Annotated in this window: 23 protein-coding genes; 7 read left to right on the forward strand and 16 right to left on the reverse strand. The window is 70.7% G+C overall.

All coding sequences use genetic code 11. The annotated features are described in order from the left end of the window. Positions 1-163 precede the first annotated feature (163 nt). The 12 genes from ACIQ8J_RS33160 to ACIQ8J_RS33215 form a co-directional block, all read right to left on the reverse strand. Entirely contained in the window at positions 164-1,081 is a 918-nt protein-coding gene (locus ACIQ8J_RS33160) for a replication-relaxation family protein (protein ID WP_403277499.1), read from the reverse strand. Between the two features lie 5 nt (positions 1,082-1,086). Further along, positions 1,087-3,720, reverse strand: coding sequence for an ATP/GTP-binding protein (locus tag ACIQ8J_RS33165; RefSeq protein WP_403277498.1), 2,634 nt, complete (start codon positions 3,718-3,720; stop codon positions 1,087-1,089). Next, complete coding sequence (locus ACIQ8J_RS33170) at positions 3,696-4,370, reverse strand: hypothetical protein (RefSeq protein ID WP_403277497.1); 675 nt, start codon at positions 4,368-4,370, stop codon at positions 3,696-3,698. The genes ACIQ8J_RS33165 and ACIQ8J_RS33170 overlap by 25 nt, the downstream gene beginning before the upstream one ends. Then, positions 4,367-5,533 carry an NlpC/P60 family protein gene (locus ACIQ8J_RS33175; RefSeq protein WP_403277496.1) on the reverse strand — a complete coding sequence of 389 codons (1,167 nt, stop codon included), beginning with the start codon at positions 5,531-5,533 and terminating at the stop codon, positions 4,367-4,369. Before ACIQ8J_RS33175 ends, ACIQ8J_RS33170 begins: the two co-directional genes overlap by 4 nt. Then, on the reverse strand, positions 5,530-8,136 hold the full coding sequence (locus ACIQ8J_RS33180; protein WP_403277495.1) for a hypothetical protein: 2,607 nt from the start codon (positions 8,134-8,136) through the stop codon (positions 5,530-5,532). The genes ACIQ8J_RS33175 and ACIQ8J_RS33180 overlap by 4 nt, the downstream gene beginning before the upstream one ends. After that, positions 8,136-8,495 carry a hypothetical protein gene (locus ACIQ8J_RS33185; protein ID WP_403277494.1) on the reverse strand — a complete coding sequence of 120 codons (360 nt, stop codon included), beginning with the start codon at positions 8,493-8,495 and terminating at the stop codon, positions 8,136-8,138. Before ACIQ8J_RS33185 ends, ACIQ8J_RS33180 begins: the two co-directional genes overlap by 1 nt. Further along, the gene (locus ACIQ8J_RS33190) at positions 8,492-11,182 is read right to left on the reverse strand and encodes an ATP-binding protein (protein WP_403277492.1); all 2,691 of its coding nucleotides are present in this window, start codon (positions 11,180-11,182) and stop codon (positions 8,492-8,494) included. Before ACIQ8J_RS33190 ends, ACIQ8J_RS33185 begins: the two co-directional genes overlap by 4 nt. Further along, positions 11,179-11,793 carry a hypothetical protein gene (locus tag ACIQ8J_RS33195; protein WP_403277490.1) on the reverse strand — a complete coding sequence of 205 codons (615 nt, stop codon included), beginning with the start codon at positions 11,791-11,793 and terminating at the stop codon, positions 11,179-11,181. The genes ACIQ8J_RS33190 and ACIQ8J_RS33195 overlap by 4 nt, the downstream gene beginning before the upstream one ends. Continuing rightward, complete coding sequence (locus tag ACIQ8J_RS33200) at positions 11,790-12,122, reverse strand: hypothetical protein (RefSeq protein ID WP_403277489.1); 333 nt, start codon at positions 12,120-12,122, stop codon at positions 11,790-11,792. Before ACIQ8J_RS33200 ends, ACIQ8J_RS33195 begins: the two co-directional genes overlap by 4 nt. Next, complete coding sequence (locus ACIQ8J_RS33205) at positions 12,119-13,009, reverse strand: conjugal transfer protein (RefSeq protein ID WP_403277488.1); 891 nt, start codon at positions 13,007-13,009, stop codon at positions 12,119-12,121. The genes ACIQ8J_RS33200 and ACIQ8J_RS33205 overlap by 4 nt, the downstream gene beginning before the upstream one ends. A 544-nt stretch (positions 13,010-13,553) precedes the next feature. Further along, complete coding sequence (locus ACIQ8J_RS33210) at positions 13,554-14,417, reverse strand: protein-L-isoaspartate O-methyltransferase (RefSeq protein WP_403277487.1); 864 nt, start codon at positions 14,415-14,417, stop codon at positions 13,554-13,556. Then, the gene (locus ACIQ8J_RS33215; RefSeq protein WP_403277486.1) at positions 14,414-14,557 is read right to left on the reverse strand and encodes a hypothetical protein; all 144 of its coding nucleotides are present in this window, start codon (positions 14,555-14,557) and stop codon (positions 14,414-14,416) included. The genes ACIQ8J_RS33210 and ACIQ8J_RS33215 overlap by 4 nt, the downstream gene beginning before the upstream one ends. A gap of 319 nt (positions 14,558-14,876) precedes the next feature. Here ACIQ8J_RS33215 and ACIQ8J_RS33220 point away from each other — a divergent pair, with 319 nt between their 5' ends. The 4 genes from ACIQ8J_RS33220 (at position 14,877) to ACIQ8J_RS33235 (ending at position 19,394) form a co-directional block, all read left to right on the forward strand. Further along, positions 14,877-15,956, forward strand: coding sequence for a hypothetical protein (locus tag ACIQ8J_RS33220; RefSeq protein ID WP_403277485.1), 1,080 nt, complete (start codon positions 14,877-14,879; stop codon positions 15,954-15,956). 44 nt (positions 15,957-16,000) lie between these two features. Beyond that, entirely contained in the window at positions 16,001-17,068 is a 1,068-nt protein-coding gene (locus tag ACIQ8J_RS33225; protein WP_403277484.1) for a hypothetical protein, read from the forward strand. After that, entirely contained in the window at positions 17,065-18,036 is a 972-nt protein-coding gene (locus tag ACIQ8J_RS33230) for a hypothetical protein (protein WP_403277483.1), read from the forward strand. The genes ACIQ8J_RS33225 and ACIQ8J_RS33230 overlap by 4 nt, the downstream gene beginning before the upstream one ends. Before the next feature lie 215 nt (positions 18,037-18,251). Further along, entirely contained in the window at positions 18,252-19,394 is a 1,143-nt protein-coding gene (locus ACIQ8J_RS33235; protein WP_403277482.1) for a Fic family protein, read from the forward strand. A 350-nt stretch (positions 19,395-19,744) separates the two neighbouring features. Here ACIQ8J_RS33235 and ACIQ8J_RS33240 read toward each other — a convergent pair whose 3' ends face one another. Further along, positions 19,745-20,029: a hypothetical protein gene (locus ACIQ8J_RS33240; protein ID WP_403277481.1), complete on the reverse strand. Its 285-nt coding sequence runs from the start codon at positions 20,027-20,029 to the stop codon at positions 19,745-19,747. Between the two features lie 197 nt (positions 20,030-20,226). Beyond that, on the reverse strand, positions 20,227-20,997 hold the full coding sequence (locus ACIQ8J_RS33245; RefSeq protein WP_403277479.1) for a GntR family transcriptional regulator: 771 nt from the start codon (positions 20,995-20,997) through the stop codon (positions 20,227-20,229). A gap of 174 nt (positions 20,998-21,171) precedes the next feature. Between ACIQ8J_RS33245 and ACIQ8J_RS33250 the strand changes: the two genes are divergently transcribed. Together ACIQ8J_RS33250 and ACIQ8J_RS33255 are read left to right on the forward strand one after the other, a co-directional pair. After that, a complete protein-coding gene (locus ACIQ8J_RS33250; RefSeq protein WP_403277478.1) occupies positions 21,172-21,384 on the forward strand; it encodes a hypothetical protein in 213 nt (70 codons plus the stop codon). Next, complete coding sequence (locus ACIQ8J_RS33255; protein WP_403277477.1) at positions 21,381-21,794, forward strand: DUF6415 family natural product biosynthesis protein; 414 nt, start codon at positions 21,381-21,383, stop codon at positions 21,792-21,794. The genes ACIQ8J_RS33250 and ACIQ8J_RS33255 overlap by 4 nt, the downstream gene beginning before the upstream one ends. A 1,258-nt stretch (positions 21,795-23,052) precedes the next feature. On the opposite strand, the gene ACIQ8J_RS33260 is transcribed toward ACIQ8J_RS33255, so the two are convergent. Continuing rightward, positions 23,053-23,292 carry a DUF397 domain-containing protein gene (locus tag ACIQ8J_RS33260; protein WP_403277476.1) on the reverse strand — a complete coding sequence of 80 codons (240 nt, stop codon included), beginning with the start codon at positions 23,290-23,292 and terminating at the stop codon, positions 23,053-23,055. Further along, positions 23,289-24,173, reverse strand: a complete 885-nt coding sequence (locus ACIQ8J_RS33265; protein WP_403277475.1) for a helix-turn-helix transcriptional regulator — start codon at positions 24,171-24,173, stop codon at positions 23,289-23,291. Before ACIQ8J_RS33265 ends, ACIQ8J_RS33260 begins: the two co-directional genes overlap by 4 nt. Before the next feature lie 308 nt (positions 24,174-24,481). Here ACIQ8J_RS33265 and ACIQ8J_RS33270 point away from each other — a divergent pair, with 308 nt between their 5' ends. Further along, on the forward strand, positions 24,482-24,991 hold the full coding sequence (locus tag ACIQ8J_RS33270) for a hypothetical protein (RefSeq protein WP_403277474.1): 510 nt from the start codon (positions 24,482-24,484) through the stop codon (positions 24,989-24,991). Positions 24,992-25,069: the final 78 nt, after the last annotated feature.

The following is a 25,069-nucleotide window of genomic DNA, read 5'->3' on the forward strand; positions in this document are numbered from 1 at the left end:
CCACAACCTCGCCCTCGCCGGATAGACGAGCAGCAGGGACCACCATCGAACACCTCCTCCTCAATTCCCAAGATCGCTTACGGGACAGCCTTTAGCCCGAAAGCACCGGCCATCGTGGCAAGGAGCTGGACATGTGCGTACGGAGCGCGGATTCGGGCCCCGTTCACAGCTCAGTCCAAGAGCGGCGTTCGCCCTTGCCGTTGAGCGGGGTCCACGCGGGCCCGGTGGGGCCGTGCTGCTCGAGGTCGTCCAGGACGGCGGCGCCGAGCGGTACCTTGCGGGCGAGTTGGGCGACGGCCGGGTGTTCGGCGGTCATGGCCTGGAGGTCCTCGATGCGGTGGGCCAGGGTGTGGGGGCTGGCGCCGGTGAGGATGAACAGGATCCGTGGGAAGACGGGATACCAGCGCTGCCAGGCCGGGGCCGTGTTCGCTTGGGCGGCGCGCCGTCCGGGCAGGGCGGGGGTGTAGGTGTTGAGGCGGGCGTAGTCGATGAGCTTGGTGGCCAGGCGTTCGCTGCTGGAGGTGGCCCGGTCGACTTCGACCAGGGCGCGCAGTTTGCTGCGGCTGCCGTCGCCGCCGTGCAGGACGTAGTACATGAGGGCATCGGCGATGATGCGCTCTCGGTCCCCGAGCGAGTGAGCGATCTCGGGCGTCCAGTCCAGCGGGCCGTGCTCGTCGCCGCGGTGGCGGGCGTCGGTGACGAAGGCGAGGTGGGCGCGGACCACGGTCAGTACGTGCGGGGTTTTCATCGAGGCGGCTGAGGCCGAGTTGATGGGGTAGGGGGGCCGGCCACGCAGATGAGGCCAGTCGCGGGTGATGCGGGCGCCGTCGGGGGTGAGGAACCAGGCGCGTACCCGATGGGAATTGGGCAGCACCGTGTAGTCGATGAGCTCGTGTTCGCGTAGCTGGGCCAGGGGCTTGGAGATGAGACGCCGTCCGCTGTTGGGGCGGAGCAGTTCGTGTAGCTGGGTGGTGGTGGCCATGCGGTGCTGGGCGAGGGTGCCAAGAAGCTGGTGGGGGAGTGGTTCGGCCGGGCTGGGCACGAAGGCGGGCACGGGCGGCTTCTCGATGGTGAGCGGCATGTCGGTCACTTGAACTCCTTGGTGGACTTGGTGAGCGGGACGGTGGCGGCGGGGGTGTGCTCGAGGAGGAAGGTCTGGACGCGCTGCTGCTGGGTGGTTGCGCGTGCGGTGAGTTCGGACACGGGCCGGGCCCCGGCCGTCTTGTCAGCGGCTGCCTCCAGGGCCCGGACCCGGTGGCGGGGCTGGTGGAGGTCGGCGAAGACGTCGTCCAGCAGGGGGCCGTGCAGGAGGACGGGGCCGATGCGGCGGCCGTCGACGGTGAACTGGGCGTAGTGGTCGTAGCGGTCGAGGTTGGCGACATGGGCGGGGCTGGGCCGGTCGCCCCATTCCTCGGTGATGGCCGAGACCGCGGCCCGGGAGCCGGTGGTGGTGGAGAGGCTGGAGGCGTTCTGGAGCAGCGACTGTCGTACAGGGCTGGGGAGTCGGGCGAGCAGCTGGGTCATGCCGTGGATGTGGACCCGGTATTTACGCAGGTCCTCGACCATCGCGGCGATGGTTTCGGCGGCGGTGCCGGTCAGGGTGATCAGCTCGTCCAGGTAGACCCGGAAGGCGATGCGCTGGTGTGCGGGCAGGTCGCTGCGGGAGCGGCCGGCGCGCAGCAGGTCGCGGGCGAGCAGGGACACCAGGAGCTTGTCGGTGGGGCCGTTGCCGGCCGTGCACACCCACACGATCATGCGGTGGTCCATGGCGGCGCGGATGTTGTAGACGCCGTGGCCCTGGCCGAGGAAGGCGCGGGTGACGGGGTTGGCGGCGAGCCGGGTGAGCGGGTTGAGGAGGATGTTGAAGGAGTCGGTCGGCAGGGTCGGGAAGACGGTCTGCCACCAGGCGGTGGCTTCCTCGTCCAGGTGGCCGTGGAGGGCGGCCAGGGCGCTGGCGCGGAAGTCCGGGTCGGTGAGCAGGGCGCGGACGTGGAAGATGGTGGCCTGGTCGTGGGGGTGCTTCGCCTTGCAGGCCAGCTCGTTGATCGCGGTCAGCACGGTGAGGGCCTGGGTGAAGATGGCGATGGCGCGCGGCGCGTTGGTGTCGTCCCAGGCGAAGGCGGTGGCGAACGCGTCGACGGTGTCCTCGACGACTTCGTGCCGGGCCCGCCCATGGTGCATCCCGATCAGGTTCCACGAACTGATCAGGGAGTTGTCACTGGTGGCCTTGAGATCGATCCGGGCGATGCGGCCCATGATCTGGTCGTGGGCGAGATAGGGGGCGCCGCGCTGCCAGGAGTCGCGGTGCGGGTCGACGAACATCAGGCCCTCGCCGGCGTGGGCGAGGGCGATCGCCTGGGCGAGGGCCCGTTCGGTCTTGCCGCCGCCCGCCTTGCCCACGCCGACCTCGAAGAGGGTCTCGGCCGCATGGGTGGCCACGAGGCGGCGCCGCCCGTCCGGGCTCTCATACCAGCCCTGCAGCAGCAGCGACGGATCACCCGGGACGAAGGACGGCAGGTCGACGGGGAGCAGCGGGAGCCGGCAGTGGACGGTGGGCGGCTTGAGCAGGCCGAGCAGCTCGGGCAGCTGGACCCAGTTGGCGCTGGGGGGCTGGCACTGCCCGGTGGTCCAGCGCCGGTCGAACCGGCGCCGGTGCGGGAAACGGTCGGCACCGAGCCGCCACGGCCCGATCCGCCACCCTCTTATGGCGAACCTGGCCGATCCGCCGAACACATCCAACCCGGCCTGGATCCGGGCGAGATGGGCCTCAGCGCGCCCTTCGGTGTCGGAGGCGCAGCGCACCAGGATCTGCACCCGCACCAGGTGGCTGTCCTCGGCGAGCTTGCCCAAGGCCTTGGCGGGATCCACGCGGACCGCCGACGGCGCCATGACCATCCGCCCGCCGCCGCGGGAACGGCGACCGTCCGGGGAGAGCATCTGCTGGAACTGGAAGAGCCAGGAGTCCTCCAGACGCTGGTGGTCACGGTGCATCCACCGGGTCAGGCGCGTGGTCTCACTCCGCTCGCTGCGCCGGGCGCTATCGAGCAGCTGCCACCGGCGGGCCTTGAGCGCCCACTTGGGGGCGCGCTGCAGGTCGATGCAGATCTCGGCGAGATCGCCGAGCCGGGCGCTCAGATCGGCGACGGCGTCCACGAGCGGCTGCAGCGGATCCGGTTCCAGCGGGACGGTGCGCAGCGCCGCGACCGGGTTGCCGCGCAGCAAGAACTCCGCCCGCACCTCGTGACGGCGCTGCTTGTCCGCCAGCGGGGCGGCCTTGGCGACCTTGACGTGGGGGCCGAACGGCGTGGTGGACAGCAGTCGTTCGGCGCCGGCCGGGCCCTCGATCCGGTACGGGAAGGGGTGGGAGCCGTCCGCGCGGAGTCTGATCCGTACCGCTTTGGAGCGCCGTGGTGCCCACCACGGCATCGAGGTGGAGGCCCGGGTCAGCTCGATGCCGCGGCGCAGGATCTCCTCGGCCGTGGGGTCGAAGTGGCGGGCCGGGCTGAGGTCGAGGGCCATGCGCTGCCGCGAGGCGCGCGCGGCCAACTGGCGCACCACCCCTTCGCTGAGCACGCCGACGGCCACCAGAACCAGGAGCAGCAGCCAGGCGTGGCCGGCGATCCACTCGACGGCGTCGACGAGCTGGAGAAGCCCTGCGACGACGGGGCCCGAAGCCCTCGACGGCGACGGTGAGCTCAGGACAGGGACAAGGGCATCCACGCGGGTGCTCCGTTCTTCAAGGGGCTGCGGGTGAAGGTGAGGTCGCTCTGGCGGCCGTCGGTGTAGGTGCCGCCGCGATCGGCGCCGGCCCACACCAGGTGCACCACCGCCCGCTGAGGGTGGGCGGGGTCGGCGCGGGCGATGGCGGCCTGGATCCGGAAACGGGTGAAGGCCGGCACCACCGCCGTCCGGTCGTTGGGCGGGAAGAGGGCGGGGAAGGCCGCGCGGCCCACACCCGTCGCGTCAGCTGCAAGGAGCCCACGTCCGGCGGCAAGGAGCTGCTGCTCGTCCCCCTCCGGCAGGTCCCGGGGCCAGGCGCTCTCCACCAGGCGCTGGATCGCCGGATCAGCGCCCGGGCCGTCGCCGCGCGGTGGAACAGGTGCTGTGGCCGTACGGCTCGCCGAGGCGGCGACCGTGGCAAGCGCAGGGGGCGGGACCCTCGGGTCGTCGGTGCCCGGTGGGGTGGCCTGCTCGGGGGTGTGCGTGCAGGTTGGGGCGGGAGCGTGGGCGGTCGCAGCGCTCGCACGGGATTCAGCCGGAGGAGAGGAGGGGAGGAGCAGGAAGAGTCCACCGGTGGCGAGCAGCGCGGTGCAGGCCGCCAGGGGCCACACCGGGCGCGACGTACGCGGGGCCATGGGCGAGGAGTTCATAGCAGTCGTGCCCCTCCCGCGTACCCGGGCATAGCGTCGACGGGGTCGAGGCGCACCACGGCCCCTGGGCGCGGAGCGTTGACCATCTGGCCGTTGCCGGCGTAGATCCCGACGTGATGGATCGTCGAATCGTGGCCCGGGGCGTAGGCGTAGAACACCAAGTCGCCTGCCCGTAGGGCACTTTGGCCCTGCTCGGCCGGGATGCGGCGGCCTGCGCCGGCTTGGGCGTCGGCGGTCCGCGGCAGGTGGATGCCGGCCTTGGCGTAGGCGTACAGGGTCAGTCCTGAGCAGTCGAAGCCGGTGATGGAGGTGCCGGACTTTCCGCTGGGCGAGCAGCAGATCCCGGTGGTCGGGCCCGTCGCGTCGCCGCCGCCCCAGGAGTAGGGGACGCCGCGTTGGGACAGGGCCGCCTCCAGCACGGTATGCGCGGTCCCGGTCACGTGGCTCAGGTCGAGGGTGGTCTTGGTGGCCGCCCGGTATTGGTGGATCCAGCCGAGGACCTCGTCCGCGTACGTACCGGAGTGGTTGTATTCCAAGATTGCCGAGCGGAGCTGGGCCGGGTCGGTCAGGTCGCGTCCGTTGCCGCACACGTAGACGGCCGCGCCGAGCGCGGCGTCGTCCGCGTTGTGCGGGTCTTTGACGCCGTCGCCGTTGGCATCCCGTCCGGCACTTGCCCAGGTAGAGGGCAGGAACTGGAAGGGCCCCACCGCGCGTTCGCCCTGCGCGGTGCCGTCCCACCTGCCTCGGTCGCTGTCGGCGACCGCGGTGGTGTTGCCGCCCGCACCGGAGCCGTTGAGCAGCACTCCGTAGATGCGCGGGGTGATGTCGCCGTTGGCGGCGATGCTGTGCCCGGCGGCGTGGTTGGACTCGATCTTCGCGATCCCGGCGAGCACCGGCCAGTCCAGGCCCCGGCAGCCCGGCACCTCGTGCCTGATGAGAGATGCAGCCTTCTGGTAGGCCTGGAGCATGCGGGGTGGGATGTCGGCGATGGTGCCGCCTCCTGTGTCGTTGCCGGTGGGGGAGTGCGCGGCGGCGAGCGCGGCCAGCGCGTTGAGGGTCCCGGTGAGCGGGGCGGCGCAGCACACCGCGGTGAACAGCAACACCGTGCCCAGCACCGCCCACTTGGCCCGCCGCCGGTGTCGGCTTGGGGACGGGGGTTTCATGTGCCGTCACCACCCGTACCCGGGTCGCCGTAGCGGCGGCGCATCTCGTCCTGGACCCGGCGGCGGACCTCGGGGGGATCCCCGGCCCCGAGCTGCTCGATGAGCCGGCGCCGCAAGGCCGCTGGATCTGGCGCGGGGCGTGCCGGGGGTGGCGGGGGTGACGCGGATGAAGCGGGTGCCGGGGACGTGGGGCGTGCCGGGGGTGTGCGGGTCCGGGGGGTGGGGGTGGTGCGCAGGGTGCGGTTGGTGAAGGGGGCGGGTGCGCCCCGGTCGCCGGGCTGCTCGCGCAGCCGGTTGGTGACGCCGCGGCCGCTATCGGCCCAGGCGTGGCCGTCGGTGCGCAGGGTGTTGCCCCAGACCCGCACCTGCTGGCGGGCGTCCTGGGAGTACTGCGAGCCGTGTTCGCGTCCGCGGCGGATGTTCTCCGGCATGCCCCAGGTGGAGCCGTAGGCGATCCGTCCGGTGCGGTTGAGGATCCGGTAGCCGCGCAGCCGCACGAGGCGGTTGTGGGCCCGGGTGGACAGCAGGGTCCGGTGCTCGTGCTGATCGTGCAGCGTGTACCCGGTATCCCGGTCATCGATCTTTCCGTCCGGGTCCCGGTAGCGGTCCGCAGGCCCGCGGCGCCGTGTCGTGTTTGCTCCACCCGGGGGGCCGGCGGGCCCGGGGCTGTTCGGGTCGCCGTCTGCGGTGGGCTTGCGCCACCGTTCCAGGATTTTGTCGTCCGGGCGGCGGCCCGCCAGCAGGCCCCAGGCGCCGCGGGCGCCGAGCCTGAGGCCGGTGGTGGCCAGGGCGAGTGGGGCCAGTCCGCGGGTGGCTTCGGCACCCGCGTCGGCCAGCAGCCGTCCGGAGTCGACGGGCATCCCGGCCCCGTCGGTGATCGCGGCCAGTGAGGCCATCAGCCGGTGGCGGGTGCCGAGTTGGCCGTAGGAGCCGGCCAGCGCGAGCGAGCGCAGTGAGCCGCCGAGCCCGAACCCGCCGCCTGCGGTGGCGTGCACGGCGAGGGCTGCGCCGATCTCCGAGGTGTCCCCGGGCAGATGGGTGCCGCCGACCTTCGCGTAGCGCATCCGGATCGCCAGGCGCTGCCCGAAGCTGCTGATGCCGCGCATCAGGGCCCGGTGGAAGGCCAGGCCGACGATGCCCAGGACGTCCAGGACCAGCAGCCGCTCGGCCGGCAGCTCGGGCCCGTCAGTGAACACCACGTCCACGCCGATGCCGTAGAAGGGCAGGAACATGCAGCACAGGAACAGGACCGCGACGGACATGATGAAGATGGCGGCCCACTTCCACACCACCTGCCGGTTCGGGCCGGGCAGCATCCCCCACACGAAGGAGACGCCGCCGACCGCGGCCGCACCGGCGTCGGCAGCCTGGGTGCCGAGCAGCACCACCGCCGCGGACAGCGGGATCGCACAGATCAAGAGCGCCGCGAGGAACAGCATCAATGCGCCCGCGGTCCGCCAGCCGGTCGGCTTGGAGGCGTACTCGGCACAGGCCTTGCCGACCGGGCCGCCCTGCTCCTTGAGGTCCTTGAGGAACATAGCGAACTGCTGGTCTTCTTCAGTGAGTACCGGCTGGGACGCCTGTAGCAGGGCGTCGCCGGTGGTGAGCGCGGGCAGCTGGCCGCTGCCGAAGGGGCCCTTGGCCTGCCCGGAGCGGCCTTGCTCGCAATACTGCCGGGCCACTCCCCGGATCAGATCGCAGGTGTTGTCCTTGCCCTTCTTGGCCTGGTTTTCGGGCTTGTACCCGCCGGAGACCCACTTGAGGTGGAGGGCATAAGCCTTCTTGTCCTCCTCCTTGCCCGGGTCGAGGACGCGGCCGTACTCCAGCAGCATGTAGCCCTTGACGACCAGGGCGTTGGTGAGCGAGTCCTGGATCGGGCGGGCCACCTCGGCCGGCGAGAGCGGCTTGGCTCCCTCGATCTGGAGGCACTTGAGTTCGGCGTTGCCCGCCATGCCCGCACACGGCCCCGGATCGCTGGCGATCTTCCCGCCCCAGTAGTGGGAGTTGACGGTGTCGCGGGCGACTTCGGCGGCGGCCTGCTCGGTCTGGGCGAGCGGGCCGCTCTGGGCGAGCAGGTAGTCGGGGCGGACGAACGCGGAAGCGGCGAGCGCGCCGATCACCAGGGTCAGGGCGATCTCGCCGAGCCCTTTGCCTGCCGTGCCCCGCACGAACAGGATCAGCCCGAAGACGAATGCCCAGGCCAGCATCAGCCCCTTCAGGCCGAGAGTGTCGACGACGGCATGGTTGTAGGCGTCGGCGGCTTTCTGCGCCGGGTCGGCCAGCATCTTGAGCAGCGGGAACTTGAACGCGTAGCTGATCGCCCAGCACGCGAGGCCGACCACCAGGCGCAGCAGGGTGAACAGGCCCGACATGATGAAGGCGTACGCGTTGGACTTGAAGGAGAAGACGGAGCCGCCCTCGGCCGACAGCTCGTAGCCGTTGATGGGGACGCCTTCGGAGCTGGTGATGTTCAGCGGGGAGAGCAGGTCTCCGCCGCTGGCCTCGGCGGCGTGTGCGACCTGGGCGTTGACGAGCAGGAACACCACGGTGATGAGTACCGTGAAGCCGATGGCCCGCAGCCGGCCGCGATCCAGACACTGCATCAGCGCCTCCGCCGGCCGCTGGAGCGCACCGCGTACACGAGGACCAGTCCGACTACGGGCACCGCCAGCCGCCAGGCGTCCGCCGCGCCCGCCCCGCCCTGCTGCGCACCGGAGGGGGCGGGGGCGCTGGTGCAGGAGTCCTTGGCCGGTCCGGTGATGAGCGCACACGGTGCGGCGGACGCTGCGGGCGGGGTGGGGTTCGGGCTGGCGGCGAACGCCGACCCGATCTGGGGCCACCATGCCTCGGGGACGCCGACCGTCGCGCCGACCGCGATCACGCCGGTCAGTACCGCCAGGACGGCGAGCGCGCCGATGGCCTGGGCCCGGCGCCGGGAACGGTCCCAATCGCTGCTGGTCATTGCACCTGCTCCTTCGCCGTCTCGGCCGCAGGGAGGTCCACGGCGGCGGGCATGAGGTGTTGGCCGGGCGTGGTGGTGATGCCGGACTGGATGCGCTGCAGGCGGGGGATGACGACCTTGACGCGGCAGGTGTTGCCGCGCGGCGCGGTCAGGAGCATCTCGCCCTTCCTGCTCTGGTTACGCAGGGGGGACAGATCGGTGGTGACGATCCGCATCAGCTCGGGATCGGTGCTGTCGAGACCGATGAACTCCAGGCCGCGGCGGGCGATCTTGTGATCCTGGGTGCGGGCGAGTGCGCGGTAGGCGAACAGGCCGCGGTCGGGGCCGAGTTCGTTCTCGTCCTGGGCGCCGGCGAACAGCCCGGCGTTGTGCTTGCGGCCGTCGTGGAGGATCTCGCTGATCAGCGCGGTGCCCTCGGCGGAGTTGGTCAGCCACCACAGCTCGTCCGCCGTAATCGCGCAGAACCGGGTGGGGTCGGCGAACGCGGTCTGGCGGGCCAGTGCCGCAATCAGATACAGCACCGCGCGGCCGATCAACGCTTCCAGGGGCTGCTGGCGCAGTACTTCGGGGTGGGCGAGCGCCTCCCTCGGCGGCAGTGTGAGCCCGGCCGTGGTGATCACGATGAGGTCCGAGTCCAGGTCCTGCTCGAGGCGGACCGGCGGGAGGTTGGGGTCGAACACCATCTGCGCGAGCGGGTTGGAAGCGACGATGCGCATCAGGTCGACCAAGGTGGCGGCCGCCTCGGTGCGGGCGCCGTCACCCCCGCCCGCCATCGTCTGGAGGTGGTCCAGCACCTGGTGCATGGACGGGGCGGCACTTTGAGCGGCCTGCTCAACCGCCCGGTGCAGGACGCCGCCGGCTGCGGTCATCGGGCCGATGCCGAGCTGGAGGGTGAGGTAGCTCAGCGCGTAGTGCGCGCCCTGCGCGGTGCCGGGAAACATGCGCAGCGGGTCGATGGAGACCCCGGCTGCGGCGGCGTCGATGATCTGGCAGCGGCCTGGGGCCGCAGAGCGGGCGAAGGTGGCCCACTCGCGCAGCGGGGTGCGGTCGATGCAGATGGCCCGGCCTCCCCGGTCCACGGCGGACTGGGTGAGCAGTTTCAGCAGCGCGCTCTTGCCGCCGCCGGGATCCCCGCTGACGGCGAACGACGCCGAGGCATCCGTCTTGGGGGCATCCGCGATGTTCAGCAGCACCGGCCGGGTGGTCCCGGTGTCCTGGTCGACGCCGAGCAGCATCCCGTTGGGGTCACCGGCCTCGGTGAGCGTGAGGGCGCCGTTCATCGCCCAGTCCTCTGAGACCTGGTGCTGGACGAACTCGCGCAGCATGTGCGGGCGTACGGCGCCGGGCAGGCCGAGGGTGAAGAGGGCTTCTTGGAGTCCGGCCGGGCGCACCGCCCGGTAGTCCGCCCCGGCCAACAGCGCCGCAAGCGCCCGGGCGCGGGCATCACAATCGGCGGCGCGGGCGGCCCACACGCTGAGCACGGTGACCGACTGGACCTCGACCTCGATCGACGTCCGCGACAGCCGGGCATCCAGCTCACCGAGATCGCGGGCGGCGTCCAGCAGGGTGGAGGGCATGCCGGTGGGGCGCGCGTCGTACTGGTCGGCCTGGTCGACGAGCTCGTTCTTCTTCCGCTGCACCTGCGCCTTGGCCTTCTCGGCTGGTACCAGGTTCAGGTCGATGCAGTAGTCGACGGGAAACGCCAGCCCCTCCAACTGCGCGAAGAGATCGGCCGTCGCGGCGCTGATAGCCGGGGGGCACTCGGCCAGCGCCAGGTGGGCCTGATAGCCGCAGCCGTCCTCCGTCTCCACCTGCAGCCAGCGCCGCAGCAGCGGTGAGGACGTGCCGCGACGCCACCACGGGCCGCGGCCCGCCCGGCCCGTAGTGGAAGCGACGTCGTCTTCCTCGCCGTCCGCGACGTCGCCCTCGGCGGGGGTGATGCCGCCTTCGAGCAGGCGGATTTGGCCGAGGTCGGCGTAGCTCGGCGAGCGCAACTCCCCACCATTCAGGCGCCCGCCGTACAAGGTGCTGGACTCGGCCTGGGCCAACAAAGGCTCCGCCAGCCCCCGGCGCAGCGCGTGCTGCACCATCCACACGACCTCCGCCGGGCGGGCCGGGCGGAAGGAGACCGCGCCCGACAGCTGCGCCTCGATGTGCTCGGCCTGGCGCCGGCAGGCGGTCACCTCGCGGCGGGTGACTGGGGCCGGGGCCAGCCCGAGCTGGCTGGCGAGGTCGGCCCACACCGCCCCGGCGCCGGCCGCCCAGGTGAGCGCCCTGTTCTCGGTGTTCAGCGGCATGGCCAGCCACAGCGTGCGGCGGTGCATCTCCTGGCCCTCCAGGAGGGTGAGCGCCGCCTCGGCGGTCTCGGCCCAGGGGTGCTGGCCCACGTGCCGGGCGGCACTGCCGGCCTGCGGGTCGACCCCGTCGAGCATCCGCAGCGTGACTTCGCCCGCGTCGACCTGCGCGCACAGCCCGTACAGCCGGGGCGTCCCGGACAAGGAGCGCACCAAGTGCGCTGCCTTGGACAGCAGTTCCTCACGGACCTGGGCGGGCAGGTAGGTGCCCTGCACCGTCTCGGTGCCCGCTCTTTGTGCGTCGGGCCCGGGGTGGAGGCGGTAGATGGCCCACACCCCGCCCTGGGCCGACCACAGCAGATGCCCGGCGAGATGACGGATCGGCACCCTCACGACCGCACCCCCTGGCTCTGGCGGGCAGCGGCCTGGGCGAGCAGGCGCTGCGCCGGGGAGGCCACCCGCGCCGGCGTCGCCGGTGCCGGGCGGGCGGACGCCCGCGGCCGTCGCGCACGCGGTGTTGTCGGTGTCCGCGGTCGGTGCACCGGCCGGAGGGGTCCGTCGGTGCGCGGGAGGGCGCTGCCCGCACCTTGGGTACGGGGAGCGGCCACGTCGTCCAGGTCCAGGTCTTCGATGAGGAAGCCGCCCCGCAGGAGGCGCGGTGCGCGGTCGCGGGCGGTGCGGCCGCCGATCCGTCCGGCGGCGGGCTGCGCCAGCAGCGTCAGCCAGCCGATCGCCGCCGGGAGCGGGGCGCGTCCGGCGAACTTGGGGCGGCGCACCGCCCAGATCGCCACCACCCACGCGGCGAGGGGGAGCGGGCCCAGCCAGCTCCACCACGTCACCGTCTCGATCAGCAGCAGTCCGCCACCGGCCGCGACTGCGATCTGCGCGGGCGTGTACGGGCCGAGTGGAATCTTGAAGTCGGCGACCTTGCCCAGTACCCACGGGTGGCGGCGGGCCGTGGTGTAGAAGCGCCCTGTGCGGGGCGCCGCGCTGTGTGTACTCACAGCCCGTCCCCCGTCCGCCGAAGCTTCGCGTGGAGCGGATGCACCGGCACCACCACGGCGGGGGCCGACTTCTTGGTGGGGTTCTTGATCTGATCGGTGAAGATCGCCGCGAGGTCCTCGCGGGACTCGTACAGACCCAGGGCGATCGCCATCAGCAGCAGCGCCCCGATGCCGGCTTTGATGGAGAACCGCTGCACCATGTAGACGACGACGATCACGATCAGGGCGGCCTTCAGCCCCCGGGTGCCCCAGTTGGTGAACATGTCGATCCACGAGTTGCCGAGATCGTCCAACTTCCCGGCCAGCACCACCGAGTGCACGGTGTTCACGACCGGCCACCCCCGCCCGCAACCGAGGCGGTGGCGAACGCGGACACTTCCCAGCGGCCGGCTCGTGCGGTGAGCGTCAGCTCGTAGGCCAGCGGCCACGCCCCCGCTTTGTCGCGGGCCGTGATCTGCACCCGCACCCGCGCCCTCGTGCCGTCCGCCGGGACCGTCTCGGCGGCCGCCGCCTCCTCGACCGCGGTGGCTTGCTCGACCTGGAGGTCGGTGTACGACGTCCCGGACAGTGCCGCCAGCTGTACCCCCGGGGCCAGATAGCGGTCCACCTGACCGAGCCCGGTGAGATAGGCGCGCAGGAACTCGGCGACGGTGGCGGCGAGCACCCCCTTCGTCGGCAGGCTCACCCCGTACGCCGACTCCGGGCTCTTCGCCGTCGTGGGACCGGCCACCTGACCGGGCGCCCCGGTGACCGCGAACGAGCCCCCGTCCGCGCCGGCCACGACGGGCACCGCGAAGTAGCGCACCGAGAAGTCGGCGTACTGCGCAGCCACCGTCACCGACCACTGCCCGCCCTCGCGCTGCGCACTGCGCACCGCCACTGCGCGCTCGAGCACCGGCTGCGCACCTTCCGGCCGCGGCAGCGGAACCGACGGCGCCAGGGCCTGGGCGAGACGTGCCTGCGCACTGTTCTCGTCGCTGCTGGTGCTGCGCAGCCAGGCCGCCAGGTACAGCTCGGCATACCCGGACGGATCGGCGGCCGCCGGCGTGCGCACCGTGCTGCTCGACGGCGCCGGGGCGGCCGCAGCCGGCGCGGCGGGCGACGGCAGGGCCGCCACTGCCAGGGCGAGAGGGCCGCACGCGAGTGCGCCCCACACCCCCCAGCGCCCGAGCCGGACCTGACGGCGCATCCGGGCCAGGGCTACCCCCGCAGCCATCGGCGGCTCCTGGCCGCCCGAGGACCGTGTCGCAGGAGACATGTGGAACTCCCAGGTAGAAGCGGTGTGTTGCTACCTGGACGAAACCCGTCACCTCCGACCGATTCGCCGACCGATCTGCCCCCTCCACGGTCACGAAGCGGCCACAAATCCGTGGAGGGGGCAGTGGAGGGGGTCCCTCCACTGGCCCCTCCGCCCTCCGCTGCCCCCTCCACGGCGGTCTCCCCGTTCAGCCACCGGCGCGCCACGGCCTCCACCCCGGACGTCGTGTGGTCCGTCGATGGCCGGCGCCCGAGGAGTCCATCGGCGGTGCGCGCTTCCCGCTCCGTGGGCCGATGCGCACCCGCCCGGGCACCGGCCGGGCCGTTGAGCTGAAGGGGCTGCTGCGCACGGTGCGCAGAGCCGGTGACCGAGTGCGCAACCTGCAGCCAGGAACGCCGAGCCGGTCCACTGCGCATCCGGCGGTGCGCAGCGCGGGTGACGGACCAGTGCCGGCCGGGGCGCCTCGCTCACACCGCGACTGCGCACCGCCCGGGTTGGCCGGTCAACGGGGGGCGAGCCAGATGCGCTGCTCGGTGCCGTCCGTGGAGAGCGTCATTCCGTAGTCGGGGAGCCGGCCCCAGCCGTAGGCCGACCACGGTTCGGGTTCGCGTTGTCCGCGCAGCCGCATGAACGCCACCGCGCCAACGAACCGGCCCTCGGCGCCGCCTTTCCCGTCGGCCACCAGGCGCACCAGGGCGTCGGTGCCGAACGGCGTGGCGACCGGCACCACCAGAACCCCGCCCGCGGACAGCTGGTTCGGCCACGCGGGAGGGATCCGGTACACGCTGCCGGCCGCGATGATCCCGGCATACGGTGCGCCCGCCGTGTGCCCCGCTTCGCCGTCCCCGGTGATGACGTTGGCCTCCCAGCCGCCGTCGGCCAGGACCCGCCGTGCCTGTGTGGCGATCGCGGGGCCGATGTCCATCGTGGTGAGGCGGACGGTCCCGAGCCAGGCCCGCAGCAGGGCCGTCCCGTAGCCGTAGCCGGTGCCGATCTCCAGCACCGCCCCCTCCACCCGGCCTAGCAGGCGCAGCATCCACACCACGACCGACGGGCACGACAGCGAGGAGGTGAACACCCCCTTCGCGGGCGCCACTCGCTCCGCTGCCCCGTCGTCGAGCTGAGTGATCAACGCAGTGTTCGGGTCGTACACCCGCCGCGCCCACTCCACCGGCTCTACCTGCCGGTCCAACAACCGCCACCGTCCCGCAGCGTCGCGCTCGGGCAGCCAGACCCGGGTGGGCACGAACCGTTCCCGGGGCACCGCCTCGAACGCCGCCCGCAAGCCCGGCGCTCCGTCGAAAGCGCCGCGGGCGGTGAGCGCCTCGGCGCACGCGTGGCGCAGTACGGGAAAGTCGATGCTCACGCCAACTCCGGCCCGTCGGTGGACGGGGGCGACGGGTCGTCATCGTGGTGCCCGTTCTCCGAGGGATCCTGCGAGGCGGGGGACGGGGGGATCTCTTCGGGGTCTTCGGGCTGCGGTCCGTGGCCGTTGGGATGCGACACCGTGGCACCTCCTTGCTCCACCGCCCATGCTCCTCGCCCGGCTGACGGCGCGGAAGTCACCCGCGCAGCGGGCCCCTCCGGTGCGCACCCCCGGTGAGGGGCCCCTCCACCGGTCCCTCCATGGTGCGCGGCGTGGAACGTCATCGGATCGTGACGCCTGGTGGGGGCATCCGGTCGGCGTTCCGGTCGGAGGGCACGGGTGGACTCAAGGCATGGAACATGCGCACGACGCCCTGCCGCTCGCCCCGGACATCACCGCCTCACCGACTACGGGTTCCGGCACCCGCCGACCTGCCGTGCCGTCGGCTGGAGGCTCGCGATGAGCGGCTACGGGGCGGGGATTCGGCGCGGCGTGATGGCCGGGGACCGCTTCACCCAGATCTCCAACTCCCTCTTCCGCGACCCGCGGATCAGCTTCAAGGCCAAGGGCCTGTTCGGGCTGATCTCCACCCACCGGGACGGCTGGCGGGTCACCGTGGCCGAGCTCGCCAGGTGCGCCACCGACGGACGGGACGCGGTCAACAGCGGCCTCAAGGAGCTGGAGCAGCACGGCTACTTGACCCGCGACCGTGAGCGGAACGAGGACGGGACGCTCGGCGAAGCCGTCTATGCCATCACCGACATGCCCGCGCACCTGTACGACCTGCTGGGGGATGCGGCCCCCACAGTCCTGGTGCCGCAAACGCGCAGGTCGCAGCCAATGACGGGAAATCCAGCATTGGATAACCCTGTTCTGGCTGATCCGGCACCAAAGAACACCAAGAGAAAGAAGACCAACAAGCAGAACACCAGCCCCGTCCATCCGTCCGTCCGTACCGGGCCCGCGCGCGAAAACGACGACCACCCGGCCCCCACCGAGGCGCCGGACCGGATCGAGGCCACTGCGGGCGTCCGGCTGCTGCTCGCCATCGGGATGCAGCACCCCAACCTGCTGCTGACCGGATCGGCGCTCCGCGACCAGGGGCAGATCGCCACCGCCCTTCTGGAGAACGGCTGGAGCGCCGAGCACCTCGAGCACCTCATCGCCGACCGCCCGCTGCCCCACCCGGTCCGTACGTCGGTTGCCGCGATCATCGCCGCCCGGCTCCGCGCCGCCCAGAGCACCCCGACGCCCCACCCCGCCGGGCTCACCGTCTGCGAGCGGACAGGAGCGGGGGCCGCCGACCGATCCCCGACTGAGGCCGTCGCCCTGCGGGTGCTCGTCGAATGCGCCGCCTGCGGCAACCCCGGCCCGGCACCGGGAGAAGACCTCTGCCCGGCCTGCCTCAACTGGCCGCCATGTACCACCTGCACCGGACCCACCCCGCGCCGCGCCCACCCCAGCAGCGACGGCCGCTGCACCCCCTGCACCCTCGCCGCCGCTTCCCCGTGGGATCCGGCGGCCCCGAGCGCCACCTGAACCTCCATCCCACGCACGCCCCTTTCGAGCGGACCGAGGAGATCATGACCACCGAACCCCGCCACCCCCTGCCGGAGCCGGAGCTGCGCCCCTTCGCCACTGAGCCCGGGCGCTGGCAGCGTGAACTCCAGCGGACCCGGGCCCGGCTCGCGGCCACGGCCCTCGACGGAGGCCCTGGCTACCGCCGGGAGGGCCACCGCGGAGAGGAGCTCACCCGGATCGACGAGCGCACCGAGTGGGGATGGCTGCGCTGGCAGACCCCGTCGTCCGAGGACGCACCGGTGGTGCCGCTACAGATCGCCGTGCTGCCGCCGGCGCCGTCCCGTGCCGCGCGGCTGGCCGGCCGTTGGCTCACCCGGCGTCCGCCTCTGCGGATCTACTTCGATGCGCGCTACCGGTTCTGGGTCACCAGCACCACCGTGCTCGCCGCCTTCCTCTCGCTGACCTGGGTGGGCGCGGCGATGGCCAAGGGACTGCCGGCCGACGTCGGGGTGCCCCTGATGCTGCTTATCCCGGCACTCGCCGAGCATGTGCCCGGGCGCCTTGACGCGCGGGCCCGGGTGCACGCACGGATCGTCCAGGACGAAGCCGGTCTGCGGGAGATGCAGCGCTTCATCGGCTGCCACCAGATCATCCAGGCCGCCGACGACCACGAGACTCCCGAACTGGCCCGGGCCGTCGAGCTCGGCCATCACCTGCTGTGGGACATCGCCGGGGTGCTCACCCAGCCCGCCGCCGTCCCCGTCCACGAGCGGCTCCTTGCCCGCGAGGACCGGTTCACCCAACTCGCCTGCCAGGCGGTCGAGACCCGAGCCGCGAAGCAGGAGCGGGACCATCGCATCACCCGCACCGGATGGGACAGGGGCACAGCCGAGACCATGGGGCGGCCGGTCGAGAGCGCACCGGAACGGGAGCTCCTGCCCGATGCGTTGATCGAGGAGGCGACCCGCGCACTGCACCGGGCCGCGACCGCGTACCGCGCGGCCACGGACCATCTCCAGCAGCTGGACCATTCGGGCAGGAGCCCGCGCCCCACGGCCGCCCTCGACTCCGAGCTCGGCTGCCCCACCGCACCATCCCTCCACCCGCGCGAAGGAGGGAGCGCCCAGTGACCGAGCAGCGATCGACCGCCGTGCTTCCGGCGCCCGACAGGATCGTCGACCCCGGCCTGCCCTACCGCCAGCGCACCCTGGTGCTGCAGGCACCCCACGCTCTGCTGACCCCGGCCGGCGCGGACACCGTCCCCCGTCCCCGGCTGCGCTCGCCGTTGCGGCCCGCCCTGGCGGTGCTGCTCAAGGGCAGCATCCCTGTCGCGATCGGTGCGCTCCTTCTGTACGGACTGGACCGAGCCGCCGCCCCATCGAGCAGCCGCCACCCGTTCGCTCTTGAAGCCCTGGCACAGGACCTCGCGCAGAAGGCCGTTCCGTACGTGCACGCCGGGCTGATGGTTCTCGCGGTGCTCGTCGGGGTGATCGCCCTCCTCGCCGCTCTGGAGTGCGCCAGCGACAACCGGTGGCTCAAGGCACTCGCCGACGCGCACGGCCACTACGTCCTGGTCGACGAACTCACCGACGACGCCCGGGACTTGCTGCACCGTGCCCATCGTGCCCAGCACGTCATCCTGGAGTCCCGGGTGCACCGCGAGGATCTGATCGACCGTACTGCGAACGAGCACATGCTCCCCGCGCAGCTGTGGGAGATCGCGTTGTCGCTGGCTCTGTACAGCAAACTGTGCCGTCAGGAACCTGACCATCCACAGGGCGCCGCCCTGATCAGGGTGCTGCACGACCGGCGGCGCGCGCTGGAGACCAGCCTGCGCGGGATCACCAGCCGGGTGCGGGCCCTGGAGGACTACGCGCAGCAGAGCGCGGAGGCGGACGCGCGGTATGCGGAGCTCGAGCAGATCCAGTACCTCAGTGACCGGAGTGACCAAGTGCTGGACCTAGTAGCGCGGACCGCAGGAGACGAGCATGCCGTCGAGGAGGTCACGGGCATGGCCGCGCAGGCCGAGTCCGTCACGGACGCCTTCGGCAAGGCGTTGCGCGAGGCCCAGGAGGCGGGGCGAGCGGCTCTTCCCTGATGAGCCGGTAGGGGGTGACCGGTTCGCCGAGGCCATCGAGGACGGTTCCTATTCCGTCACTCGGGCCCCGTCCCAGCAGACCGGCATGATCAGCGGCGACGTGCCGTAGCCGACAGACCGCCGGATCGCTGCCCGGGCGCGTCTCATCAAGGAGACGGACGTACGACGATGCAGAACCCGGAGCGTGAATGATAGAAGCTTGGTATCATTCGGTCATGCTCTACTCGATGCCTCGCCTCGAACCCGCCGATCTCCAGGTCCTGGAGCAGGTCGACGCCATGCGGGACCAGCTGCGCCACGCGGTGCAGCAGGCCCCCATGAAATGGACCCTCGACCTTCGCAAGGCGCTGACGGCGAGCGCGATTGCCGCGTCGAACACGATCGAGGGCTACCGGGTCGACGCCACCGACGTGGCCGACCTGATGGACGGCGAGCGCGAGGGGGTGGACGCGAGCGAGGAGAACAAGGCAGAGACGCTCGCCTACCAGCAGGCCATGACGTACATCCAGTCCCTCCACGACGTCGAAGACTTCCACTACAACAAGGAACTCCTCAACGCACTGCACTGGATGCTCCAGGGCCACCACCACCCGCTGAAGACCGCTGGGCAGTGGCGCAAGACCTCCATCCGCATCACCGCCCCCGGCGACGAACTCGCCACCGACTACGAAGGCCCCGACCAGGACCTGGTGCCCGCGCTGATGAGCGAGTTCGTGGACTGGCTCAACGACGGAGACCTGGACCACCACGTACTGATCCGGGCGGCGATGGCGCACCTGAACCTGGTGAAGATCCACCCCTGGTCGGACGGCAACGGACGGATGTCCCGCTCCCTGCAGACCCTCCTCATTGCCCGCGGCGGCGTCCTGGCCCCCGAGTTCTCCTCGATCGAGGAGTGGCTGGGCATGCCCGGCAACACCTGGGAGTACTACAAGGTGCTGCGCGAGGTCGGCGGCCCCGTCTGGTCCCCCGACCGCGACACCCTGCCGTGGATCAAGTTCAGCCTGCTCGCCTACCACCAGCAGGCCCAGCGGGTGCAGTTCCGCGTCGACCGCTCCAATGGCTGCTGGATGCAGCTCATGGACGCCAAGGACGAACTCGGCCTGAGCGAGCGGCAGATGACCGCCCTGCACGAGGTGGCGATGACGGGCCGGGTGCGGCGCTCGCGCTACGAGAAGGCCGAAGCCATCAACACCCAACAGGCCACCCGTGATCTCCAGACCCTGACCAAGGCCCAGGTCCTCACGGCGGTCGGCCAGACCAAGGGCCGCCACTACACCGCCGGCCCCCGCTTCCCCCAGGACGTCCTGGCCACCGCCCGGCGACCCCACACCATCGTCGATCCGTACGCCGCGTAGCGAGCAACTGCGTTCAGTTCTCGCTAGGCGGAGACGCGCAGGTGAACGATCTCGTCGCGGGCTCGTTGTTCGCGGGACGCCATCGACAGCAGAACCGCGGACTGGAGCCGGTTCAGCGAGGCTGCCAGGTGACGGCACCTCGGACACGCCCAGGGCCACCCGTGGCGACTGAACCGGACGCTGCCACCCGGCGGACTACAGCGCCAGACGCCTCAGGAAGCGAGCACTCTCTCGCTCGAGCCATTTGTCTGCCACCTGCTCTCACCTCAGTGGTTGCCGCGGCTAGCAAGAAGGAAGCGGAGAGTGCCGGGCCGCTCGGCCCACTGGAGCCGAAGCTGGCAGCCTCTCCATCACGACCTGGTGCAGGGCGCCGAGGGGAACTCAGGGGTGTCGACGAGCGGGATGGGTCTGCCGGCTCCGGCAGGGTGCACTTCGATGGAGCCGTCGGTGTTGAGCAACGCCCGCCGACCGGGGTAGGTCTGTTCGACCGTGACGACGTCACGCTCGTCGAACACCCCGCTGAAGACGAGGACCCCGTTGACCAACTCGGTTTTGAAGGCGCTGGTGGGCCACCGATGGAGAAAGGCTTCAACCGTCATCGGCTGCTGAGGGGCGGGGAGGTCAGGACCAGGCATGGTGCATTCCTCGCTGTGCGGGCGGTCGGGGCTGGACCGGGAGAACGCTTCCCACGCCCACACGAGGGGCGGGAGCAACAGGTAGCCCGAGAGAGGACGTTACTCCGCGTCCGGCGGCGGTGCGACGAAGCGTTCGCCCCCGCTGCCCGCACAGACATGGCAGCCAGCGTCTTGCTCATGAGCAGGGGGCCCCGAGCCTATTCGGCCTCGCGCTGGATGCCGTACTCGTAGGCGACTTCCCACCGGACGTCGGGGACGACGATGTCGGCGGTTTCCACGGGGCGGCCGCCGGTGTCGTAGTAGGTGCGCTCGATGACCAGGACGAGGTCGCCGAGGCTGATGCCGAGCAGGTTGGCCTGCGCCTGCGTGGCACGGGCGGGCCGGGGAACCTCTACGGTTTCATTGACGGTGATCCCGATGAACTGCATCCGCTCGGCCACCCCCTTGCCGGCCATCGGGCCCATCTCCGGCAGCAATACCGGCGTATCACCGGTGATCGCCATGGGCTCCCAGCTGACGGAGGTGTGCACGGGCTGGCCGTCGGCAAGGAACTCGTAGGCGGTGCGCACACAGAGGTCCCCCGGGGCGATGCCGAGCCGCTGCGCGATCTCGTCCGGAGCAGGGGTACGGGCCTGTGAGTGGGCATCCCAACTGCCGTTGACGCCCAGCTCGGCCATGTCGGCCTCGAACGGGCTGACCCCGCGCCGTTCCCGGTGGCGGGAGCGGACCAGGCGCCGCCGCTCGCGCGGCACTCGCACGTAGGTGCCGACGCCCGCCCGGCCCTCAAGGAGCCCTTCGATGATCAGCCGTTCCTGCGCCTTCTGGAGAACGTTGGGGCCGACCTTGTAGTGGGCGGCGAGCTGGGCGCGGGAGGGCAGCTTGTCGCCGACGGTCCATTCCCCGGCGGCCAGTCTGCGGCGCAGATCGTCGGCGACCTTCTGATAGGGCGGCGGCTCGTCGGGGACCATGCGGGATCTCCGTACTGCTCGGAACGACGGTGGTGGGGCGGGTGCTGGCGTCCCGGTTGACAAGCTAATGCATTAGGAACAAACTAATGCATTAGCGCTACGTTACGTGATCGACCGCGTGCGGGGGGACCTGTGAACTCGTCGGCGAGGACCGCGGCCACCGCGCTCGCTTCGATGCTGAAAGCCGAGCTCGGCACGACACCCCGCACCGACGAGACCCCCGACCTGATCCGCATAGAGGCCGACGTGCCCGACGACCTGAGCGAGACCGCCCACACCAGGCTGCTCGCCACCCTCACCAACGCGGCCGTCCGCTTCGGACACGACCTGACCGGTGACAAGAGGTCGGTCTTCTGGGTCGAGGTCGACCGGAGGAGCGAACCGTGACCCACCCCGGCTCTCCCGCGAAGGCCCCGCAGCACCACTGCGTCACCGCCGGCCACGGGGCTGAGACACCGGTGCCGCTGGACGCCGTCGAGATCACCGCGACGATCGCCACCATCCTGGAACCCCGCTCCCGTGTGCCCTCCGGGGAGACGAGCACCCGCTGGCACGAGCGCCTGCGCGAGCACCTGAGCCTGCTGACCGCCACCATGGCCGAACGCATCGAGTCCGAGCCCCACGCGGGCACCCCGTACGCAGAACTCGTCACACTCGCCCTCCTCTTCATCCGGGACAAAGCCGCGGCCGGCCTGCCCGGTGACCCTGAACTCGCCTACAGCGCGGTGTGCGACCTCGCCCGCCGGTGCCGCACACTCCTCGGCCTGGTTGCTGACGAACCAGAAGGTCTGCGGTGAGCGCATACGCAGAGGGGAGCAAGGCAGACACCAGCGCACCGAGCGTCGCTGAGCAGCGCGTCATGAGCGGCCACGCCGTACATTGGGTACTTACCACTCACGCTGCGCGGCGAACCCGTAGCGGATCCTCAGGTGCGCCGACCGACACTGCCCGTCCGACCCTGAGCAGGGTCATTCCGCCTGGAATCCTCGATGGCGATTGCCCCGCGGGCCTCAAGGTTCTCGCCACGCCGGAACGGGCAGTCCTGAAATTCTTAGTCGTTGGCGGGACAGACAGCTCCATGGCCAAGGCACTCGGCGCGGGGGCTGACGAAGTGTCGTGGTGTGTCCGAAAGTTGATTAAGCGGGTGGGACATCAGACCACGCGAGCTGGTCTTGTCGCGCTCGCGTTACGTCACCATCTGGTCGACCTACCCGAAGCCCCGCACCCTGGTTGGCTTCCGGACGATGTGATGGCGCTGCTGTGGTCCATGGCCTCTGGACGGGCCTTCAAGACCTTCGTGAAGGAGGCGCGTCTTCGTACCTGGGAGGCCGAACGGATACGCACCGACATGCGCAGCCGCCTTCAGCAGTCCCATAGGCGTGAAGAGACAGCAGCTGCGCTTACGCCCGGGCGCACCATGTACTTGGCTTGGCCTGCCTTAGCGGAAGAAGCAGGATGGACCTTGCCTGGTCCCTCTGCCTGCGGTCTTAACCGTGCAAGCGGGGCGCCACCGTAGACATCGCGGCCTGGCACGCTCTCACCAACGCGCTGACGGCAGTGGCACCGAACAGGACCAGCATGCCGGCCAGGGCGTTGAGGCCGCCGACCACGAACAGTACGACGCGCATCGCCTTGACCCGGCCGGGCATGGGCAGCGGCGGCAGGTAGTTGCGGGCCCCGGGGCTGGCTGGGATGGGGGGAACGGGGCGGGGCGGTGGTCACAACGACTCCTGGGTGATGCTCGGGTATGTGCTTCATCCCTACAGACGGGTTGGGGCGCGATGTATTACAGGCCGCCTCAGTCCGGGGATACCTCGGTCGATTCCGCTTCCGGATGGGCCTGCCGGGTGGATACTCGGTCGGCTGTTGCCGGGGCCCGCTCGTGCCGCGTTCCTTTAGATCGCGGGCAGCGGGTCCCGGACGCGTCCGAGGGGCTGACCTGCCCGGAGGGGCGCCGGTAGGCTGTCTAGACCTTCGGGTACACATGTACGAGACTGGCCCGCTTCCCCCGCACTCGACGTGGGGGAAACGGGCCAGTCGTCTATACGCGCCGGATCAGATCCGGCCGTTGGCCACATCGCCGATGAAGCCGGCGAACACGGCAGGGTTCAGCAGCAGCGCGGGGCCGCTCGGGTCCTTCGAGTCACGGACAGCGACGCTTGCGTACGCCGTGGCGACCAAATCGGCGATCTCAACGCACTGGCCTTCGTTGTTGCCGCTGTACGAAGACTTTTTCCAGGCCGCGCCGTCAAGCTCAGAGGCCATGAGCGTGCGCTGCCCGTTGTTAGTGATCACTTGTGGAGTCCTTCCAGGTGCTCGGTGATGAGATCCCGTGATTTGTCCGCGGGAAGTGCTACGCGGGCGATGCCCGCAAACTCGGTCTCCAGGTAGCTGACCTGGTCGGGGTTCTCGGTGTGAGTGCCGCCCATAGGGTTGTCCACGCTGGCCACCGGAACCCACGGGTGTCTGAACGTGAGAATTGTGCTCGCTCCGTTTGAGCCGAATGCAGGGTGCGTGGTCATGGGCAGGATCTGGATCGTGATGTTGGGCAGCTCTGACAGGTCGAGGAGTCGGCGGAGCTGATCACGCATGATCGCCGGTCCGGACTCGAACGTCGCGTGAAACGCCGACTCGGGCACAAGCGCATGGAAGTTCACGGGGTGCTCGGTGCGGGTCAGGATCTCCTGTCGCGCCAAGCGAATGGACACCAGCGTCTCGGCTCGGTCTGGTGGGACGGCCATAGGCGCACGTCCGATCATCTCCCGCACGTAGCCGGGCGATTGGAGTGGTCCGGGCACGATGGATCGGTGCTGCATGCGGACAGTGACAGCGTCCGATTCGAGGTCGATGAAGTCGATCAGGCTGTCGCTGACGCGCCCGATGTATGGCCTCCACCAGCCACCGCCCGGCGGATCCTCGGCGACCCGTGCCACCTCGTCCACCGCTGCTTCGTCGTCGATGCCATAGAACGCGGCAAGCTTGCGTACGTCCTGTGCCGAGATCTTGTAAAGGCCGCGTTCGACCCTGCTCAGGCGTGTGCTGTCCCAGGTCATGAGCTTCGCTGCGTCGCCGGACTTCAACGTGCCGCGCCAGCGCCGCAGTTGGCCACCTACCCGACGCCTCTTGAGAGTCGGCGTTGCGGTTTTAGCCGTCGCCGTCGCGGAGTTGTCAGTCATGGACGCAGTCTGGCACGTCGAAGACTGGTCTGACGATGGGGATAAGCGTTCTGTCTTTTTGCGGGTCCTGTCGTTCATGTTGCGCTGATACGAGCAATAGGAGCATGCTGAAAGCCCAACAGGCCACTGCTATACGGCAGTTGAGTCGCATCTGTGACGTATTGGCCAAGGCTTGTTGGGCTGCACAAGGGCCGGTCTCATCTCCCCGCCGGCCGTGTGGGCGCCGCTCTCGTCCCTGCCCCCCTTGCATTCCAGGTCGGGGGCGGCGCCTCCCAGACCACTGGAAGCCCACTGACGGAGACACCTCAATGTCACCGAGTACGGCACGTACAGCAGTCCCCAGCAACGACACGACGTGGACGGACACGGACCCGGAGCGGGACGTCCTCGCGAAGATCACTGGGAAGGCGCCGGGGCGGATACCGACGACAGGAGAGCGTCTCAAGGCGCTGAGGCAGAGGCTGAACGATCCGGTCCTCGCCGAGCGGCCGCCTCGCCGCCGAAGGGTCGTGGGGTATCTCCAGGCGCTGCCCGGCCAGGCCACGGCGGATGCGGAAGCGACGCTGCGCACGGACGCTGACCGGCGCGGCTGGGACATGACGAAGGTGTTCATCGACCCGGTCGGGACGCTGCCGCCCAGGAAGCGCGATGACTGGTTGATGGCCCGGAAACACGTATACGAGGGCTACGCGGATGGGGTGATCGTCCTGGACCGCAGGCACATCAGCGCGGACGAGCACGAGTACGTCGCCGAGCTGGAATTCGTGTGCGGCCGCCGTGGGTTCGTCGCCCTGGTCGTGGCCGAGACCGACGTGTGAAGGGCGCTGTGGCTCCGTTATCGCGCGCCATCGCGTGGATGGACAAACGCGGCTGGGGCTGGCGGCAGTGGTGCCTGA

Source organism: Streptomyces sp. NPDC094147 (assembly GCF_044764265.1).
GTDB lineage: Bacteria > Actinomycetota > Actinomycetes > Streptomycetales > Streptomycetaceae > Streptomyces.